The sequence below is a fragment of the Acinetobacter sp. BEC1-S18-ESBL-01 genome (genome assembly GCF_014169935.1).
Taxonomy (GTDB): domain Bacteria; phylum Pseudomonadota; class Gammaproteobacteria; order Pseudomonadales; family Moraxellaceae; genus Acinetobacter; species Acinetobacter pittii.
The window spans coordinates 84,187-102,962 of the sequence record NZ_AP022302.1 but is presented as its reverse complement, the minus strand read 5'-3'; the positions used below and the strand labels follow the sequence as shown (position 1 = coordinate 102,962).

The window sequence follows — 18,776 nt, the reverse complement described above, 5'->3', positions numbered from 1 at the left end:
AAATATATAAGATGATAAGTATATACCTCTTATCATCTTTTCTAGAGTTTACTTTTCTATAGCTTTTACGGGTAAACGCGTACCTAACAAAGAAAAAGTCACGTCTGCGACTTCCAACGGGTCTGAACTGGTCCAAATAATATGATTCCCCTCATTTGGACTTTCAGAACTTAAATGATATTGTTTGAGCTGCCGAATTAATTGCGCTGTTACAGCTTCCGAAGGCTCAATAATTTGGATATCACGGCCTACAATTTCCTGAATCGTGTCTGAGACAAATGGATAGTGTGTGCATCCTAAAATAATCGTATCGACTTTTTGCTCGACTAACGGCGCCAAAATATTTTTCAAATAATCCTTAACTTCCGCTGTATGCGCTTTGCCCGTTTCGATTTTTTCGGCTAAGCCAATACAAGGCACCAAAGACACTTTAATATCTTGGGCATACGTTTCAATTAAACTTTTTAAGTTTTTGCCCTTCACTGTGGTGGCAGTTGCCAAAACAGCAATATGCTTGCTCACAGTCATTGCTACCGCGGGTTTTACCGCTGGTTCTATCGCAATAAGTGGAACACTAATTTGTGCTCTGATTGTTTCAATCGCTACAGCCGTCATGGTGTTACAAGCAATCACGATCGCCTTACATTTACCCTGTGCAACTAGATTTGAAATTAAATGCGTGGTTCGTGAAACAATCCAGTCGCTTTCTTTGTCTCCATACGGGACATATTTCGAGTCAGCGAAATAGATAATGTCTTCATTCGGAAGGGCCTGCCGAATGTACTTAAATAGAGACAGCCCGCCTAAACCAGAATCAATCATTCCAATCGGGTTGTTATTGTTATTCATGGTTTGTCCTGCATTTCATATATTTAGAAAAATTCTTTCATGGTTGCCAAGTCATTGAGCACGACTTTGGGCTGAATGGTTTTTAATTTTTCAGCCGATGTATACCCCCAACCTACCGCAGCAAAATCAATGCCTGCTTTATGTGCAGCTTCGCCATCAGTCGTTTGGTCTCCGACATAAATGGCCTGCTCTTTATTTAAATTCAAAATGTTTAGAACACGCTTAATTCGTTTAGCTTTGCCAAATATAGACGAGCCACCATCAATATGAGCAAAAAGCTCACATAGCTCTGCACCCAAAAGACTTTGACAGTTTTCTTTAGAGTTTGAAGTAATAATTGCGAGCGTATATCCCCGATTATGTAGTTCAATTAAGTGGTCCCGCATGCCTTCAAACATGTAAACTTCTTGGTCTCTTTCTTTCATTAAACGAATGAAATCTTTGGCAATCCAAGGCAGTTTCCACCTAGAAACATTCATCTCTTTCATAATTTCTTTTGGTGAAAGATGTTTGTACTGCTCTACTTCATGTAGCTCTACAGATTTAAATTTATGCTTCTTGGCAAGCTGATTTAAAGCACCTAAAAAGAAGCTAAAGGAGTCGACTAAAGTACCGTCCATATCAAAAATAATAGCTTGGTATTCTTTTAAAGATTTTTCCATTTTAAAGTTCTGAAATAAAATATATTTTTTATAATTATATTCTGTTTTCTATTGGTTTTTAAATCAGGCCCAACGAGGACCTGACCTAAATTTTGAATTTTATTTTAAGCTGCCACTTTTTGTTCCTTAATCCAATTTTTAATACGCGCATCCAGAATATTTAAAGGCAATGTTCCTGCATTTAAAATCATGTCATGGAAGGCTTTGATATCAAAACGGTCTCCGAGCTCTTGTTTGGCTAGCTCTCGAAGCTCTAAAATTTTCAGTTGTCCCATCTTATACGCTAATGCTTGGGCAGGAATAGCAATATAGCGATCTGCCTCTGCCTGAATATCAGGCTCGTCTAAAGCAGAGTGTTCTCGCATAAAATCAATCATTTGCTGACGGGTCCATTTTTTATAATGTACCCCAGTGTCAACCACTAAACGGCAAGCACGGAACAACTCACTCGATAGTCTTCCATAGTCTGAAAGCGGGTCTTTATAGAAACCAACATCTTTACCCAATTGCTCTGCGTAAAGAGTCCAACCTTCAATATAAGCGGTATGGTTAGGTTGCTTTCGGAACATCGGCAAATTTGGCAGGTTTTGGGAAGTTTGGCAAATTAATAGTGCCCCAAAAAATTTGATAAACAAATATAAAAAACGAATTAGCTCAATATAATCTAAAACAAAAAGTCATGAATGTTAAGCAACAAGTAAGTACCGAAATACTATCGTCTACACGAAAACAGAAAGCCGAATCTGCGAGATTCACAATAATCAAAACCATGAAAGGTTCTAAATAAAAGGCACAACATCTAGTTCTATTGATACTGCTACACGAATTATGAAGCCCCAAATCACGTAAGATAATCAGATCAATAATTTCTACGCCAAAGCGGAAGAAGTCATCTGATGAACTTAATGAGAATTTAAAATTACGTTTCCCTTTATACCACGATTTACTCAGTGAAGGTGATGAGCCATTAACTTATTCACGAATAAGGATGAATCGAATGAGTAATAAAGTCATTGTTATGTTAAGGAATACCAACCTAGTATTGGGAATTATGCTGGCAATCCATTTATAAAGCATACTCCCTATTCTAAATGCATCTCATATTATCAATGGTTTGAGATCAAAAGTAAATTTCGACTTTACAGACCACACCCTGAAACATTATCTAAAATATGAAGAAAAACTACACTTTCTCTAAAAAGTTGGACATTCACATTTGCATTGAACATTAGATGGAAATACCTACTTGAAATTAGACTCTCTATAGTGAATCAATGATATGCAATATTAGAAATTGATCTCACTGATAACACAAACCAATCTAAACATTAGTTGTATAAATCCATGCTCTCAATAATTGAAGTCATAATTTTAAACATATTGCTAAAAAATTGTTAAAAGCCCTCTTCGATGGCCCTCTGCTGAACGTCTACAAGATTTCGGAATTACTTATACGTTAAGGCATCCCAAACCTTTAGAAGAGCTAACTGAATTTAATGAATGGTTACAAGGATTAGAAAGAATATTAAATCCAAGCATTTCAAAAACATATAACATTTCAATACTTCTTAATCTATAAGTGGTTAGGCCAATAAATCACTATTCAGATACAGTCTATTTAAATCTCAACAATTCATCTATATAATTAAGTTAGCGAAATATTTACTTATTATTTGGATACAATTACATCCTTAATATAATGATTTGTTCGTAAAAATTTAATAGGTATTCTAAACTCATACTAAAAATTCATTTTAGAATAGCATGAAAATATCGTATATTTAGGTTAGGTTTAATTTAATGATATATAGAAAAGAAGCACTCGAAAATCAAAGTAATAAAAATTTTAGCAATATTTCATTAGTTAGGCCATTCTCAAAAACATTATATATATATCTTCTTTTATTAACAACAACACTCATAGCCACATTTCTTTTTACTGGAGAGTACACAAGATACATCAGTGTAAAGGGAATAACCTTACCAGAAGATGGATACATAAAAATACAAACTAATGAGTCAGGTTTAATCAAAAACCAATATTTTAAAGTTGGAGATCATGTAAAAAAAAATGATTTACTTTACACTTTAGAAATTAATGGTTATAAAAAAGAAATAAGATCCCCCGTGGAGGGCTCAATAAGTATAATTAATTCAATAGCTAATAAATTTCAAAAAAAAGAAAGAACTATGATGATAATAACTCCTAGTAACAAATTAAAAATAAATCTATATTTAGAAAGTCAGTACATTTCAAAAGTTAAAATAAATAATAAAGTTTTATTAAAATATGATTCTTATCCATATCAAACCTACGGAATGAGAGAAGGATATATATACAAAATTTCAAATATGGCATATTCTGCATCAGACATAGATCCCGATAACTTGATTCTAAATAATGATAAAAAAGGGGAGATCTACTTCCTGATAGAAGTAAAAATAAAAGAAAGTAATAAAAAATATTATGAAAATAAAATAGAGGAAAGAGCTGGATTGACATTAACAGCAGAAATTAAACAAGATCGCAAAAAAATTATTGCGTGGATCTTAACCCCCTTTAAAAATTAAGAGTTACGATTAAATGTTAAATTTTAGTTTGAAGAGAAAAGTTCCTGTTATTCTACAACATGAATCGGCTGAATGTGGTTTAGCATGCTTAGCAATGATTGTAAATTACTATGGTAAAAGCATCTCAATAATCACATTAAGAAACAAATATAAAATATCATTACAAGGCACTTCACTGAATATGCTGATGATAATTTCTGATGATTTGCAACTTCAAACAAGACCAATAAAAATTGATATAGAAAATTTAGAAAACATTAATTTACCGTGTATTTTACACTGGGAGTTCAATCATTTTGTTATTTTAACTAAAATAAATCATAATAACTATATAATTCATGATCCTGCAATAGGTGTTAGAAAAATTAATTCAGAAGATTTTTCAAAAAGTTTTACAGGTATAGCTTTAGAAATATGGCCAAAACCAAACTTTAACTCCCAAAATAATGAATATAAGATTAAAAAATCAAACTTTAATAATTTTTTTAATGAAATAATAGGGATTAAATCAGTCTTAGTACAAATTTTCTTTATTTCATTAAGTCTAGAACTAGTTATCTTACTAAATCCACAATTATTACAATGGATTATCGATCAAATTATTCCTACTCAGAATGAAAGTTCACTGTCAATATTAGCATTAAGTTTCGTTTTTATTTTAGCATTTCAAGTAATATTGGATTTAGCAAGAGAAAATCTTAATATTTTCATGAAATTCAATATTAGTCTAAAATGGCAGGCCAATATTGTTTCAAAGATACTAGATTTACCAGTTGATTTTTTTGAAAAAAGATCAATTGGCGATATTGCTTCGAAATTTGGATCAATCAACACCATATTGAATACTATAACATCAAGCTTTATGACAGCCATATTTGATGGAATTATGTCAATTTTAATACTTAGCTTACTATTATTTTACTCACCACTATTAACTAGTATAGTTTTTATTTTCACGATCCTCTATTTAGTAATTAAAATAGTGTTTTATTATCCACAAAAATACAAAAATGAAGAACGCATTATACATACTGCAAAACAGAACTCTCATTTTCTTGAATCTATCCGTGGGGTAAAAACTATTAAGACGTTTAATGCTCAAATTGAAAGAAAATCTATATGGTTTTCCCTACTTACTAACCAAATTAACTCTGAAATACAAGTAGAAAAAATAAACATAATCACTAAAGAATTTAGAATTTTTCTTTTTGGACTAGAAAATATTGTAATTATATACTTAGCCACATTGCTAGTATTAAAAAATGAATTGAGTGTAGGTTCTCTTGTTGCATTCGTCGTTTACAAAACACTTTTTACAAATAGAATTACTGCTTTAATTGATAAGTTATCAGAAATCGGTACAATAAAATTACATAACGATAGATTAAGAGATATTTCCCTTACTGAACCCGAAATCATTTATCCTCAAGAATTTATGGAAATAAATTCAAATAAGTTATCAATTAAAGTTAAAAATATTTCATTTAGTTATTCTAATTATGAAAAAAGCATTCTAAATAATATTACATTCGAAATACCATATGGTCAATCAGTTGCCATAACTGGTGCCTCTGGCAGTGGGAAATCAACTTTATTGAACATTTTGCTTGGTATTCTAGCTCCTACAACAGGTGATGTATTTTATGGCGAGCATAAAATCAAAGAATTAGGTTTGTATAATATACGATCACTGGTTGGTACGGTATTACAAGAAGATGTTCTCTTTTCAGGATCCATAGCAGACAATATATCTTTTTTTGATGCCAGCTCAAATTTAGACTGGATTCAAGAGTGTGCAAAAATGGCAGCTATACATGAGGAGATAATCAATACAAGTATGGGTTATAATACACTTATAGGAGAGATGGGGACCGTATTATCTGGTGGGCAGAAGCAAAGGATCTTATTAGCTAGAGCTCTTTATAAAAGACCAAAGATTCTTTTTCTTGATGAGGCAACAAGTAATTTAGATATATATAAAGAGTTTGAGGTTAATAATCTTATCAAAAAGCTAAAAATTACTAGATTTATTATTGCTCACAGACAAGAAACTATAAATTCCGCTGATAGAGTCTTAATAATTGAAGATGGAATTTTACGTAGTGATATTATGAACTCATAAAGTTAAAATTGGACTATTCCCAGTATGCTTGACATGAAACAGCCTCATTTTGAAGTTGACTCAAAGGCTTCTGGACTCATCCCATCGAGATGCGAATGACACCTGATCCGATTGTAAAACATCTCGATATAATGAAACACATCCGCATGGGCCATTTTTCGTTTTTCATACCCTCTTTTTAATTCTTTCCTTCTTTAAGTTGCTAGAAAAGAGTCAGCAATAGCATTATCCCAACAGTTCCCTCTACAGCCCATGCTTGGGGCCAAGTTATGCTTCTGACAGAATTTCTGCCAGTCTCTGCTGTTGTATTTGAACCTTGGTCTAAGTGTATGGATCTGGGTTCATTGAGTCTGCGTCGCCATACCGCCATTAACAGTGCATCTAAAACGATATCCTTGGCAAGCGTAGATTTAATTCACCAATCGATGAATTTCCTTGAATATAAATCGAGAACCACAGTCAGATATGACCCACTTTGGTAGATGTGGATCTAGGATCACTCACCCACAAGGTATCAGGTGTGTTTACAACAAATTTTCAATTTAAACGAATAGGTGGCACAATCTGAGGACGACCACGACATGCTTTTATACTTCTTATATCCTGCCATTATTCCTCATGGTCGTCAGCACGCGAAGACTCACAACTTTCACCTAGCTCTTTAAAATATCTAGCGTGATATGACGATAACCGTAGATGTCATAACTGGCATCATAAGAAGAATGGATGAGCTGCAATAACCGCTTATTTTAATAGTTCTGCCTGATTCAAGTTCATGCAACTTGGCATAATAGAGAGCAAGAGCAATCTTAAGAACCCTACACATCGTTTTAATTTTAAATTGATGGCTGCATTCAAGGATAAACTGATACTTTACTCGGACATGCTTGCAAAGTATCTTGCGACCTTTTTTAAGATATTCCATTCCTCTTCAATCTGTTTAAGCTGACTTGTAAGGCACAGGATTTATTTCTTTACCTCGAGCAGTTCACTTTCATCAGAGTGGTTGCACCTTTAGCCATTTATAAATGCTGTGCTTTTACATACCTAAACGTTCTCCTACATCAGTGACAGAATATTCACATCCTGTAATCAATTTAGCGGCTTCATCTTTATATTTTGGGGTGTATCGTTGTCCAATCATAATATTTTCTTATGCAAAAAGAATAGATGATATTTATCTAGGAGAGTAATGACAGTCCAGATCAAGAATCAAGTAAGCCCTTCACCCAAGTTGTAACTTAGAATTAGTTAGAAAAGAGGAAATTTTTAAATATTTACGCAACAAGGTCATAAACTACTATAAATATTTAATCAAAATGCACTATTATGGTACCTTGCAACCGAATTAATAGTATATTGATTCTTAAATATTATTTAGTGAAATACATTTATAATTGCACCATTAAAACACCCCTCAAATATATTAAATATTATATTTTTTAAAATTATTTATCATCTAATAAAACACATTTTATAATTGCAACATTATGGTGCACTAAAATAATTATTGAATTAAATAGTGCTAAACTACTTAATTTTTAAGGCTTTATAAAATAATATACAATAAAATAACAATAAAATTAAAAACAATATTTTATATATTTTTAACTTATGATAAAAAATTAAGTGCCATATTTTTGGCATTATTATTTAAAGGAAATTTATTATGAAAAAAAATGCAATACATCAAGAAAATGCGTTAGATTCAATTAAAGAAAAACTAACTAATGAAGGTATTAATGGAGAGGCTGAATCCGCATTAAAGAAAATGCTAGTGTTAGCTAAGAAACGTGGAGAAACCCTATCTGAAGAAGAAGCCGTGTTAGTTTCAGGAGGAGCATACGCCAAGCCAATGTCTATACATCAAATGTAGAGAAAGATTCGACTATAAAAGCTATTAACAATAGCTTTTATAGTTTAATTAACATAAAAAAAGGGATGGTTTCTACTTTGAGTAATGAAGAGATATTTAAACATGCGTTGGCTGTAATTCCTGATTTACAGAGAGAAATATATATAAAATGGTATGATATTCCAGATTATTTAAGAGTTGCTATTCAAGTAATTAGACTAATGAATGAAGAAATTGGTCATTCAATAATTTCTAGAGGCCATCTTGATTTCTTAGACTCAAAACAGCTTAAATATTTAAGTGAAGAGGCGGAATTATTAAAAAAAAACTGTCTAACTGTTCCTAAAAAAGCACATAGATGGAATATTGCTAGTTCTGAGTCAAAAAAATTTTTTAATAGCAGTAGTTTTCAAAATTTTATCAAAACAATTTTCAAAGAAAATAAAATAAAATTTAATGGAAAGGTTAATAGTAATTATAATTTTTATAATGAAGGTGAATTAGCATATCCACATATAGATATTGAAGATTTCTGTATAAACATGATTATTATGCTAAAGCATAATTACAATATAAATGATTCATCAAAATTAATTTTATATCCAATGTTATCAGATCCCATAGAATTAAATTTAAAACCAGGTGACTATATAATATTTTGGGCAAAAACAACTGTACATGCAAGAACTACTTTAAAGAAAGGAGAGGAAGTATGCATTATGTCCTATGGCTTCCCATTAAAAAATTTGGAGATATTAAATGGTAATTGAAAGTTTTTCTGAATCAATTTTAAAAATTAAAGATAAACTTAACTCTAAGGAGTTAGCCTTATTAAGAGGAAGTTTATCTATGGCTATCCAGGAAATATGTCCAAATGGAGTATTGCCAAAGAATAATGAAGAACTATCCTTATTCAAAGAGTATGCATATTTGATCTCAAGAATTCAAAATCATAATAAAATTTCTGAAACCGGGGTTAATTACTTTGGAAGACCTAGCTTCATGACTGATAAATTGCTAAATCAGCTTATTAATGAAGCAAAAAATGAAGTACGACCAAGAGCAATTAAACAAATTGGACATTATTTAGGATTAGGAGGAACGATTGCAGATAGAATTGCATTGTCAAATGAGCTAAATGAACTTGTCACTACTTATACTACGCAATCAACTCCAACAGGAATAGCAAGCTATTTATTTTATGAGAAAGTTGGAGATGGATTGGCTGCGCATGTAGATACAACAAGTTTCTCGATAAATGTAAATATAAATCTATGGCATGAAGCAGTGGGAAATAAAAATTCTTTCTTATATGTATTTGATATTAATGGAGAAAAAATGAGAAAATATTATTTCAAGCCTGGAGAAATAATGATTACTTATGGTGATTCCATAGTACATGGAAGATCACAACTATCTGTTAATGAGTCAATTGGAATTTTAACAATTGGATTTACTCCTAGAGGATAAATAATAATGGGACTATCATTAGGAATTCATTTAGGACATCATGCTTCATTAGCATTAGTTCAAGATGGTACGCTTATAGCAGCTACACAATTAGAACGAATAACCAGAATAAAAAACTTCGTTTGTCATGGTTTATCAAAGAGACTAGAAATAAAGAATTTTTTAGAATCTTTTGGATTTTCAATCGAACAAGTTGATATTATTGTGTCTTCTTTTCAGGGTACTGCAAGAGGAGGTGTAGGATTTCAGCATTCGGTTATAGAAGAGGATTTTGATGATTTTGATCCCTATTCAAATAATCATTACGTTATTTCACATCATTTAGCTCATGCTTATTGTGCTTCAAGTTATGCACCTAAAAAAGAAATTTGTGTATTAGTATCTGATTATGCTGGATCAGCTACTGAAGAATTAAAAGATTATGAAATGAAGTTTTCGGAATGGTATAATTCAATAATTGAATGTAAAAAACCAGTCAAACTTAAATCTGAAAATTTAAGTATTTATAAAATTAAATTAGGTGAATACTTTGATTTAAAATATAGAGAAAGCCAAATTCCTCATCCTAATAACTTTTCAATAATTCAAAGTGTTGGAGCCTTATATGAAAATGTTAGTAGATTAATTTTTAATAAAGAAGGGCAACATGGCTCCTTGATGGCCTTAGCAGCCTATAACAAACGTAAAGAATTAATAAAAATTTTTGAAGAAGAAGATGGAGAAATCATATATCATAATAATTGGCAACAGATGCTATATAAATTACCCTCAAATAATAATGATCAATTTACATTAACAGATGAAACTAAATTTTATTTGGCAGATAGTTGTCAAAATGCTGCAGAAAATATACTTTTACATTATGCAAAGAAAGCATCAGAATTAACAGGTTTAAAGGATATCGCATTAGCAGGCGGCTCTTTTCTTAATATTTTAGCTAATTCTAAAATCTATAACAGTAGTTTTTTCGATAGTGTTAGTTTACCAAGTGCGCCAAATGATGCTGGAATATCAATTGGTTGTGCATTTTGGGGTGCAGTTAAACTTAAAGATCAAGTTAACAAAGTTACAACGGATAGGCTTGGCATCAAATATGAACTAGATATAGATATTTTAAATAAAGAGCATAAAAATTTCATTTCATTCAAAAAAACGAATACCCATGAAGTAGCAAAATTAATATTCGATGGGAAAATATTTGCTCGTTGTTCAGGTCGCTCAGAGTTTGGCCCAAGAGCACTTGGTGGACGAAGTATATTGGCCTCTCCACTATTGGATAGTACAAAAAACAAATTAAACAAAATAAAGAAGAGACAGTCATGGAGACCAGTTGCACCTATTATTCTAAAAGAAGAAATAGGAAATATCTTTCACGGTCCCTTAAATAGCTCTTGGATGACGTTCTCATATAATATATCTGATAGTAATCTAAGAAAAATGCCAGCTTTAGAACATCCAGATAATACGACAAGATGCCAAACGCTAGATTATGAAGATGATCCTTGGTTATATGATTTAATAACAAAATTTAAAGAAATAACAGGTTTAGGCGTATTAGTTAACACATCTTTCAATGGTCCAGATGAGCCTATTATAGAAAATTATAATCAAGCAATAGATTGGTATCTAAAAAAAATTGATGTTGATTATTTATTAATAGATAACTACTTAGTCGAAAGAAACAATTATTTCATCGAAGCAATAAGGGATAATAAATATAGAATTAATAATAATATTTTTATACTGAGAAAATTTAATGATGGATCTCACAATTTAAATGATGATCTCATTCTAAGCTTAAATGATATTTCTTTAATAATTAAAGAAGAGCCTCTAAAAAGATTATTTTTGTTTAATCAACCATTAAATTTTAATGACAAATTATTAGATAATAAAAATTCAAATCTTCATTTTGAATTATACAATCTATTTATATATAAATTTTTTTTAATAAATGAGGTTTTATTATGAATAATTTAAATGTATTTTTATTGAGTATCAGTGATGCAGAAAATACTTTTAATTACCTGCAGGATGATGAATTATATTTGTATATTCCAGATGTTAAGTATGAGAATATACAACAATTGAGAAATAGGTATCAATCTTTAATAGATGGATCTCATAATACGAACGAAGAGTGGATGAACTGGATAATATATAGTGACTTTCATAAAAAGTACCCAATTGGTACAATTCAAGCTACAGTATTAAAAGATGAAAAAAAAGCTTATGTAGGTTATGTAATTTATAAAAAATATTGGAACCAAGGTTATGGATATTCTGCTTTGCAATGGCTTGAAAATTTTTTAAAAGAAAAAGATAATGTGCAGTACCTAGAAGGTTATGTTGATCCTAGAAACATATTTTCTATAAAAATTCTCGAGAAATCAGGTTTTATAAAAACTCATGAAGAAGATAATGATTATGTTTATAGAAAACAAATAAAATAATTCGACAAAGTGCCTCTTTTACAAAAGCACTTTTCATTCATCGTATTGTGTGATGGCAAATTAGTGTCCTCATAGACCTTAAATTGGTCTATTCTATGGCTGCTTTGCCTCCTACAATACGACGGCTAAATAGATCCAGCATCACACATAAATACAACTAACCTTCTTTGATCCAAATGTATGTAATGTCTGTTGTCCATACCCGAACCCGATTCGTTTTTGTGGCTGTAAATTGGCGATCCAATAAATTGGGAGTTGTATGCAAACGATGATTTGAATCTGTCGTATGCTTATATTTGCATGAAATCTTACTGCATAACCCAAGATGCTTAAGCATTCTTCCTACCATACGTTCCCTCATGCTGTAGCCCAGATCATGCATGTCATAAACCAATGACGGTGCGCCCAAACGAGCATGAGGTTGCTAATATACTGCTTTTAAATCCTTATATTTCTGAGCATTATCAACTCGTCGCTTGTGCCAAGCATAATAACCAGCAGCGCTGACAGCTAAACATCTACAGGCTGAAGAGATAGTGACTTTCTTGTTCATCGTTAAATCCGCAATTACCGTGTACTTTTCGAAGTTTGATCTGCGGTCAGAAAGTACACATGCGTTTTTTAGAATATCATTCGCTTCACTAAGCTGTTTGACTTCTTTTTCTAAATCCAGAATACGTTGTTGCTCTGGTGTTAGTTGTCGTTTGCTGGCGCCAGCCACTTTTATTTCACGTATCACGTACCCGTTTATCTAGCGTTTAATAACCCACACCCAACTTCCTAGCTATGGCAGCTAATGGTTCATGTGAATTTGCCAGCACATACTCTATCGCTTGTTGCTTAAATTCAGTGCTAAAGCGTTTCGCCATTTCTTATATCTCCGTAGTTAGCTTTAGAGGGACTTTGTGTCCATTATTTTGCTAGGATCATATCAACCTTTTGTCCTAACAGAGAATCCAAAATATTTTTAAATAGCTTTTAACTTCAGCAGTGTGTGCTTTAGTATTTTCAATTTTTTCGGCCAGGCCAATACAGGGCAGTAAAGACACTTTGATATCTTTTGCGTAAGTTTCAATTAAATTTTCTAAATTTTTTCCTTTAACGCTGGTTTCAGTTGCCAAAACGATAATATATTTACTTAAGGTTATTCCTACAGCTAGTTTTACCGCAGGTTATATAGCAGCAATAAGTGGAATACTAATTTTGCGCTCTAGTCGTTTCAATCGCTCCCGCAGTCATTATATTATAAGCAACAATAATCGTTTTGTACTTCCCGTTATTTATAATGATTTGAGATTAAGTAGGTATTTCTTGAAACAATCCAATCGCTATTTTTATCTCCATAGGGAATATATTTCGAGTCTGCAAAGGAAATAATATCTTCATTAGGAAGGGTCTGCCGAATGTGCTTAATAAATAGAGACAATCCTCCTAGACCAGAATCAATCATTCCTATCGGGCTATTCTTCTAGTTCATTATTTTTTACACTCTTTTAAGTCAGGCCTTAAGTAGACCTGACTCAAAAGTATATTCTTTAACTTATTAATTAAAGAAGTATTGATAAACAATATACGCAGCCAGTTTTGCTGTTCGATTGTCCAAATCAAATTTTGGATTGCACTCGGCAATATCTAAAAGTTTGATTTTGCCAGTCTCTTGAATATGCTTAAAAATTGCTTCAAAAGTGGCTAAATCAATTCCTTTTACGGCTGGCGCACTGACCCCCGGTGCAACCGCAGCCGCGAAGACATCTAAATCAATCGTAATGTACAAACAGTCTACTTTTTCAATAAAAGCATCAACCGCCGCGAGCACGTTGTTTAGGTTAAAAATATTAACCTCATGATCTCTTAAATATGAACAATTCAGCGCATCGGCTGTATCAAACAAAACTTTAGTATTGGCATGGTTGGCGACCCCAATACATAAATAATTAAATTGTTTTTGATGCTGTTCTGAAAGTCGAGCTGCCTGTAAAAATGGTGTTCCAGAGGTGGCATGTTCAGCTTCACGTAAATCAAAGTGGGCATCAAAATTAATAATGCCTATTTTTTTATCTGGCGCGTGGGCTTGTACATAGTGGAACAGACCACTAAAGCTGCCAAAGGCAACCTCATGTCCACCGCCCAATACAATCGGTTTTAAACCATTTTGTAAGCTATTTGCGACTTGCTCTGCCAACTCGGTTTGCGCTTGCTCTAAATTCTCAGATTCACAGGTCACTGTACCCAAATCGAGAATACTGACTGGACGATGAATCGGTAAATTAGCCAGTTGTGTACGAATCGCATCTGGTGCATCAGCAGCGCCGACTCGGCCTTTGTTACGTTTCACGCCTTCATCAGAGCTAAAACCAATCAGGGCAAATTCAGCAGGTTGGGTTTTGTTCATGATATGGTGAATACGTTGGTGTGCTTCACCCTCGCCATCATGGCGGCCTTGCCATTTAAATGTGTGATTCATATGCCACCGTCTAAAAAATAACTTCTTGTCCATGCTGAACGACTCGCTTAGGCAAATCTCCGCCCAGCCAGTAAACTATTTCAGATAGATGCTCAATATCCCAAGCCACAAAGTCAGCGACTTTACCCTGCTCTAAACTGCCGTGTGTTTGCTCTAAACCGAGCGCTTGTGCAGCATGAATGGTGACACCCGCTAATGCTTGCTCAGGCGTTAAGCGAAAAAGTGTACTGCCTATGTTGAGCATTAAACGTAAAGAAAGTGCTGGAGATGTACCCGGATTTAAATCACTCGACAGCGCGATACTCACGCCATGTTTAATGAGACTTTCAATCGGTGGATATTGTGTTTCACGCAATAAATAAAAGGCACCCGGTAATAACACTGCAACCGTGCCCGACTCTGCCATGGCTTTAACATCATCTTCAGTCATGTACTCTAAATGGTCAGCCGACAACGCATGATAACGTGCTGCCAAACTTGAGCCACCTAGCGATGAGAGCTGCTCAGCATGAAGCTTAACGGGTAGACCTAATGATTGTGCCGTTTTAAAAACACGTTCAACTTGAGCAGGTGAAAATGCTAAATGCTCACAGAATGCATCAACTGCATCGACTAAACCTTCAGCATGCAGTTTAGGCAGCATTTCTGTACAGATATGCTCGATATAAGCATCGCTTTGGTCTTTGTATTCTGGCGGCAAAGCATGCGCAGCTAGGCAGGTACTTTTTACCGTCATTGGTAAAGCTTCACCAATTTGACGAATCACACGCAGCATCTTGCGTTCATTTTCGTAATTCAGTCCGTAACCAGACTTAATCTCGATAGTGGTTACACCGTCTTGTTGCATACAACGAATACGTTTAAGTGCTGAGCTTAGTAATTGTTCTTCGCTTGCTTCACGCGTTGCACGCACTGTGCTGGCAATACCACCACCGCTTGCTGCAATTTCAGCATAGCTCACACCTTGCAAGCGTTTTTCAAACTCAACACTACGGTTGCCACCAAAAACACTATGCGTATGACAGTCGATCAACCCTGGGGTTACCCAAGCGCCATTTAAGTTAACTGTTTCGGAATAAGTGTCGGCAGGAAGTTGTTGTTGTTTTCCAATCCAATGAATGAGATGCCCTTCTGTGACGATTGCAGCATCTTCAATGTAGGAATATTGCCCATTTTGCATGGTCGCAATGTGGCAATTTTGCCAAAGTTTTTTCATTCGCCTTTCCTCAAAACTGCCCAATAGTTAAACCATTGGGCAGTTGACTTGTTAGCTTTCTATCTCGATGTTTTGCGGAATTGAATTATTTTGCTTTCCCGAATTTTGCTGAGGTTTGACCCAAATGCGATAAGCGATCATTAACAGAACAAGCCATGTGATTCCCACATAAATTGCAGGGCGTGAATCTGGGAAATAACCCATCATGACTAAAATGAACACCATAAAACCAATTGCAAACGCAGGAGCATACGGCCAACCAATAACAGGGAAATCCAATGCCTTAATTTCAGCAGTAGACAACTTACGGCGCATCGCAACTTGCGAAAGCAAGATCATGAGCCACACCCAAACGGTTGCGAAAGTTGCAATCGAGGCAATGATCATGAATACATTTTCAGGAATCAAGTAGTTCAGCACTACACCAATTAATAGCACGCCAGCCATAACCACTACAGTCATCCATGGCACACCATTATGTGATAATTTCTGGAAAACTCGAGGCGCTTGACCACGGTTTGCCATGCCATAAAGCATACGACCAGCACCAAATACATCACTATTAATCGCTGAAACAGCAGCAGTAATCACGACAATATTTAAAATTGTAGCTGCTGATTGAATGCCCAAATTCTCAAAAATCTGTACAAATGGACTACCTTGGCTACCAATTTGATTCCATGGGAAAATCGACATCAGTACAAAAATGGTCAACACATAGAAAAGTAAAATACGTACTGGAACTGCATTAATTGCTTTAGGTAAGGTGGTTTTCGGATCTTGTGATTCACCTGCTGTAATACCAATAATTTCGATACCACCGAAAGCAAATACAACCACAGATAAACATGCAACTAAGCCTGCAATCCCATGCGGCATAAAGCCATCATAAATCCATAAGTTTTGAATACCCGGTACCACACTGCTATGGTCAGCATGGAAACCATAGAACATTAAGCCGATTCCACCTAAAATCATGGCAACAATGGCGCTCACCTTGACAATAGAAAGCCAAAACTCGAGTTCACCAAAGACTTTAACGTGAATAAGGTTAATTGCACCCAAGAACATAATCAGGGATAAAATCCAGATCCACCGTGGTACATCGGGATACCAGAACCCCATATAAATACCAAAAGCAGTGACATCAGCCAACGCCACAATGATCATCTCAAAAACATAAGTCCATCCTGTCGTAAATCCAGCCAGCGGACCAATGTACTGTGAAGCATAGTGGCTAAATGAACCAGAGACAGGGTTTTGGACAGCCATTTCACCCAATGCGCGCATAACGATATAAATTGCAATCCCTGCAACGATATACGCAAGTAATACTGAAGGCCCTGCCATTTTAATGGCAGTTGCCGAACCATAGAAAAGCCCAGTTCCAATTGCTGAGCCCAATGCCAAGAAACGAATATGGCGGGTGTTTAAACCCCGCTGTAGTGTGGAGTTTTGTGACATTATAATCTCCAATCCTTGAGGATATTTAGTTAGATTCGGCCACTCCATGTGACCGTTTTATCAATCACACTTCAGATAAACTAGGGAGTAGTTTTGGAATAATTAACTCGTTTAAGCAGCCGCTTGAGAGTAATTCACTTGCTTGCTCAATATCAGGAGCAAAGAAACGGTCTTCACTGTAGTAAGGCACTTGAGCGCGCAAGATTTTACGAGCTTGTTCAAGTTTAGGCGAGCTTTTTAGGCCTTCACGGAAGTCTAGACCCTGACAAGCGCCTAACCATTCAACAGCTAAAATGCCGCGGACGTTGTCAGCCATATACCAAAGACGTTTACCAGCATTCGGAGCCATCGATACATGGTCTTCTTGGTTGGCAGAAGTCGGTAAGCTATCAACACTTGCTGGATGTGCAAGCGCTTTGTTGTCACTTGCAAGAGCAGCAGCGGTAACTTGAGCAATCATAAAGCCTGAGTTAACACCACCATTTGCCACTAAGAACGGTGGAAGTTGTGACATGTGACGGTCCATCATCATTGAAATACGACGTTCAGACAGTGAACCAATTTCTGCAATTGCCAAAGCTAGATTATCGGCCGCCATTGCTACAGGTTCTGCATGGAAGTTACCACCAGAAATCACATCACCTTGTTCAGCAAAAACAAGCGGGTTATCAGATACAGCATTCGCTTCAATTTCTAGTACTTCAGCAGCCTGACGGATTTGGGTTAAACATGCGCCCATCACCTGTGGTTGGCAACGTAAAGAGTATGGGTCTTGGACTTTGCTACAGTCTTCGTGTGAATGTGCAATTTCACTTGAGTCTGTTAATAGGTCACGATAAGCCGCAGCCACATCAATTTGGCCACGTTGACCACGTACTTCGTGAATACGCGCATCGAATGGTGCACGTGAACCCAGCATTGCTTCAACGCTTAAGCCACCACAAACAGTTGCAGCTGCAAATAAATCTTCCGCTTCAAATAAGCCGCGTAAAGCATAAGCCGTTGAAACTTGTGTACCATTTAAAAGTGCTAAGCCTTCTTTAGCTGCTAAAGAAATTGGTTCTAAACCTGCAACTTTTAAAGCTTCAACTGCTGGTAACCATTCACCTTTATAACGTGCCTTACCTTCACCAAGTAACACTAAAGACATGTGTGCAAGTGGTGCCAAGTCACCTGAAGCCCCTACTGAACCTTTCAGTGGAATGTGTGGGTAAACTTCGGCATTAATTAAAGCCAACAAAGCATCAATCACTTTACGACGAATACCAGAGAAACCACGCGCCAAGCTATTTGCTTTCAATAGAATAATCAAACGAACCATTGCATCATCAAGTGCTTCACCAACACCTGCCGCATGCGAAAGAACTAATGAACGTTGTAACTTTTCTAAATCTTCAGGCGCAATTTTAGTTGAAGCAAGTAAGCCAAAGCCCGTGTTAATACCGTAAGCTGTACGTCCTTCATTTACAATTTTCTCAACGCAAGCCACGCTTGCATTAATTGCAGATGAAGCACTTTCATCTAATTTAACTTTGATCGGGTTGAGGTACGCTTGACGTAAATCGGCTAAGGTCAGTTTTCCCGGTTGGATTAATAATTCCATGTTGGCTTCCTAATTTTTTGCACTATATTCTGCTGAGACGGTGCTTT

13 protein-coding genes and 4 pseudogenes are annotated in these 18,776 nt (G+C 34.8%); 7 read left to right on the top strand and 10 right to left on the bottom strand.

Annotated features, from left to right (window positions below; all coding sequences use genetic code 11):
* Window positions 1–48 precede the first annotated feature (48 nt).
* From murI to H7R46_RS00470, 3 genes and pseudogenes are all read right to left on the bottom strand, one after another.
* A complete protein-coding gene (gene murI / locus H7R46_RS00480) occupies window positions 49–849 on the bottom strand; it encodes a glutamate racemase (RefSeq protein WP_005066677.1) in 801 nt (266 codons plus the stop codon).
* 23 nt (window positions 850–872) lie between these two features.
* Window positions 873–1,511 carry an HAD family hydrolase gene (locus tag H7R46_RS00475; protein ID WP_005066675.1) on the bottom strand — a complete coding sequence of 213 codons (639 nt, stop codon included), beginning with the start codon at window positions 1,509–1,511 and terminating at the stop codon, window positions 873–875.
* Window positions 1,512–1,615: 104 nt separating this feature from the next.
* Window positions 1,616–2,104: pseudogene (locus H7R46_RS00470) on the bottom strand (DUF885 domain-containing protein); the annotation flags it as partial.
* Window positions 2,105–3,311: 1,207 nt separating this feature from the next.
* Between H7R46_RS00470 and H7R46_RS00465 the strand changes: the two are divergent.
* Both H7R46_RS00465 and H7R46_RS00460 read left to right on the top strand, forming a co-directional pair.
* Window positions 3,312–4,082, top strand: a complete 771-nt coding sequence (locus H7R46_RS00465; protein ID WP_005066671.1) for an HlyD family efflux transporter periplasmic adaptor subunit — start codon at window positions 3,312–3,314, stop codon at window positions 4,080–4,082.
* 13 nt (window positions 4,083–4,095) lie between these two features.
* Window positions 4,096–6,204 carry a peptidase domain-containing ABC transporter gene (locus H7R46_RS00460; protein WP_005066669.1) on the top strand — a complete coding sequence of 703 codons (2,109 nt, stop codon included), beginning with the start codon at window positions 4,096–4,098 and terminating at the stop codon, window positions 6,202–6,204.
* 44 nt (window positions 6,205–6,248) lie between these two features.
* Here the strand turns inward: H7R46_RS00460 and H7R46_RS19470 are convergent.
* Window positions 6,249–7,348, bottom strand: a pseudogene (locus tag H7R46_RS19470) (IS3 family transposase).
* Between the two features lie 525 nt (window positions 7,349–7,873).
* Between H7R46_RS19470 and H7R46_RS00445 the strand changes: the two are divergent.
* From H7R46_RS00445 to H7R46_RS00425, 5 genes are all read left to right on the top strand, one after another.
* Window positions 7,874–8,080, top strand: coding sequence for a hypothetical protein (locus H7R46_RS00445; protein ID WP_005066667.1), 207 nt, complete (start codon window positions 7,874–7,876; stop codon window positions 8,078–8,080).
* Window positions 8,081–8,157: 77 nt separating this feature from the next.
* Window positions 8,158–8,829 (top strand): hypothetical protein, encoded by a 672-nt coding sequence (locus H7R46_RS00440; RefSeq protein WP_227591713.1) that lies wholly within the window; start codon window positions 8,158–8,160, stop codon window positions 8,827–8,829.
* A complete protein-coding gene (locus H7R46_RS00435; RefSeq protein WP_005066662.1) occupies window positions 8,819–9,529 on the top strand; it encodes a hypothetical protein in 711 nt (236 codons plus the stop codon). The genes H7R46_RS00440 and H7R46_RS00435 overlap by 11 nt, the downstream gene beginning before the upstream one ends.
* Before the next feature lie 6 nt (window positions 9,530–9,535).
* Window positions 9,536–11,500 (top strand): carbamoyltransferase C-terminal domain-containing protein, encoded by a 1,965-nt coding sequence (locus tag H7R46_RS00430; RefSeq protein ID WP_005066660.1) that lies wholly within the window; start codon window positions 9,536–9,538, stop codon window positions 11,498–11,500.
* A complete protein-coding gene (locus tag H7R46_RS00425) occupies window positions 11,497–11,982 on the top strand; it encodes a GNAT family N-acetyltransferase (protein ID WP_001061528.1) in 486 nt (161 codons plus the stop codon). The genes H7R46_RS00430 and H7R46_RS00425 overlap by 4 nt, the downstream gene beginning before the upstream one ends.
* A gap of 83 nt (window positions 11,983–12,065) precedes the next feature.
* Here H7R46_RS00425 and H7R46_RS00420 read toward each other — a convergent pair.
* The 6 genes and pseudogenes from H7R46_RS00420 to hutH form a co-directional block, all read right to left on the bottom strand.
* Window positions 12,066–12,851 (bottom strand): annotated as a pseudogene (locus H7R46_RS00420) (IS3 family transposase); the annotation flags it as partial.
* Window positions 12,852–12,903: 52 nt separating this feature from the next.
* Window positions 12,904–13,432: pseudogene (locus H7R46_RS19245) on the bottom strand (glutamate racemase); the annotation flags it as partial.
* A gap of 93 nt (window positions 13,433–13,525) precedes the next feature.
* A complete protein-coding gene (gene hutG, locus H7R46_RS00410) occupies window positions 13,526–14,446 on the bottom strand; it encodes a formimidoylglutamase (RefSeq protein ID WP_017398981.1) in 921 nt (306 codons plus the stop codon).
* Window positions 14,447–14,456: 10 nt separating this feature from the next.
* Entirely contained in the window at window positions 14,457–15,662 is a 1,206-nt protein-coding gene (gene hutI / locus H7R46_RS00405; protein WP_005066649.1) for an imidazolonepropionase, read from the bottom strand.
* 51 nt (window positions 15,663–15,713) lie between these two features.
* A complete protein-coding gene (locus H7R46_RS00400; RefSeq protein ID WP_005066647.1) occupies window positions 15,714–17,126 on the bottom strand; it encodes an amino acid permease in 1,413 nt (470 codons plus the stop codon).
* Window positions 17,127–17,190: 64 nt separating this feature from the next.
* Window positions 17,191–18,729 carry a histidine ammonia-lyase gene (gene hutH / locus H7R46_RS00395; protein ID WP_000421598.1) on the bottom strand — a complete coding sequence of 513 codons (1,539 nt, stop codon included), beginning with the start codon at window positions 18,727–18,729 and terminating at the stop codon, window positions 17,191–17,193.
* Between the last annotated feature and the right edge of the window lie 47 nt (window positions 18,730–18,776).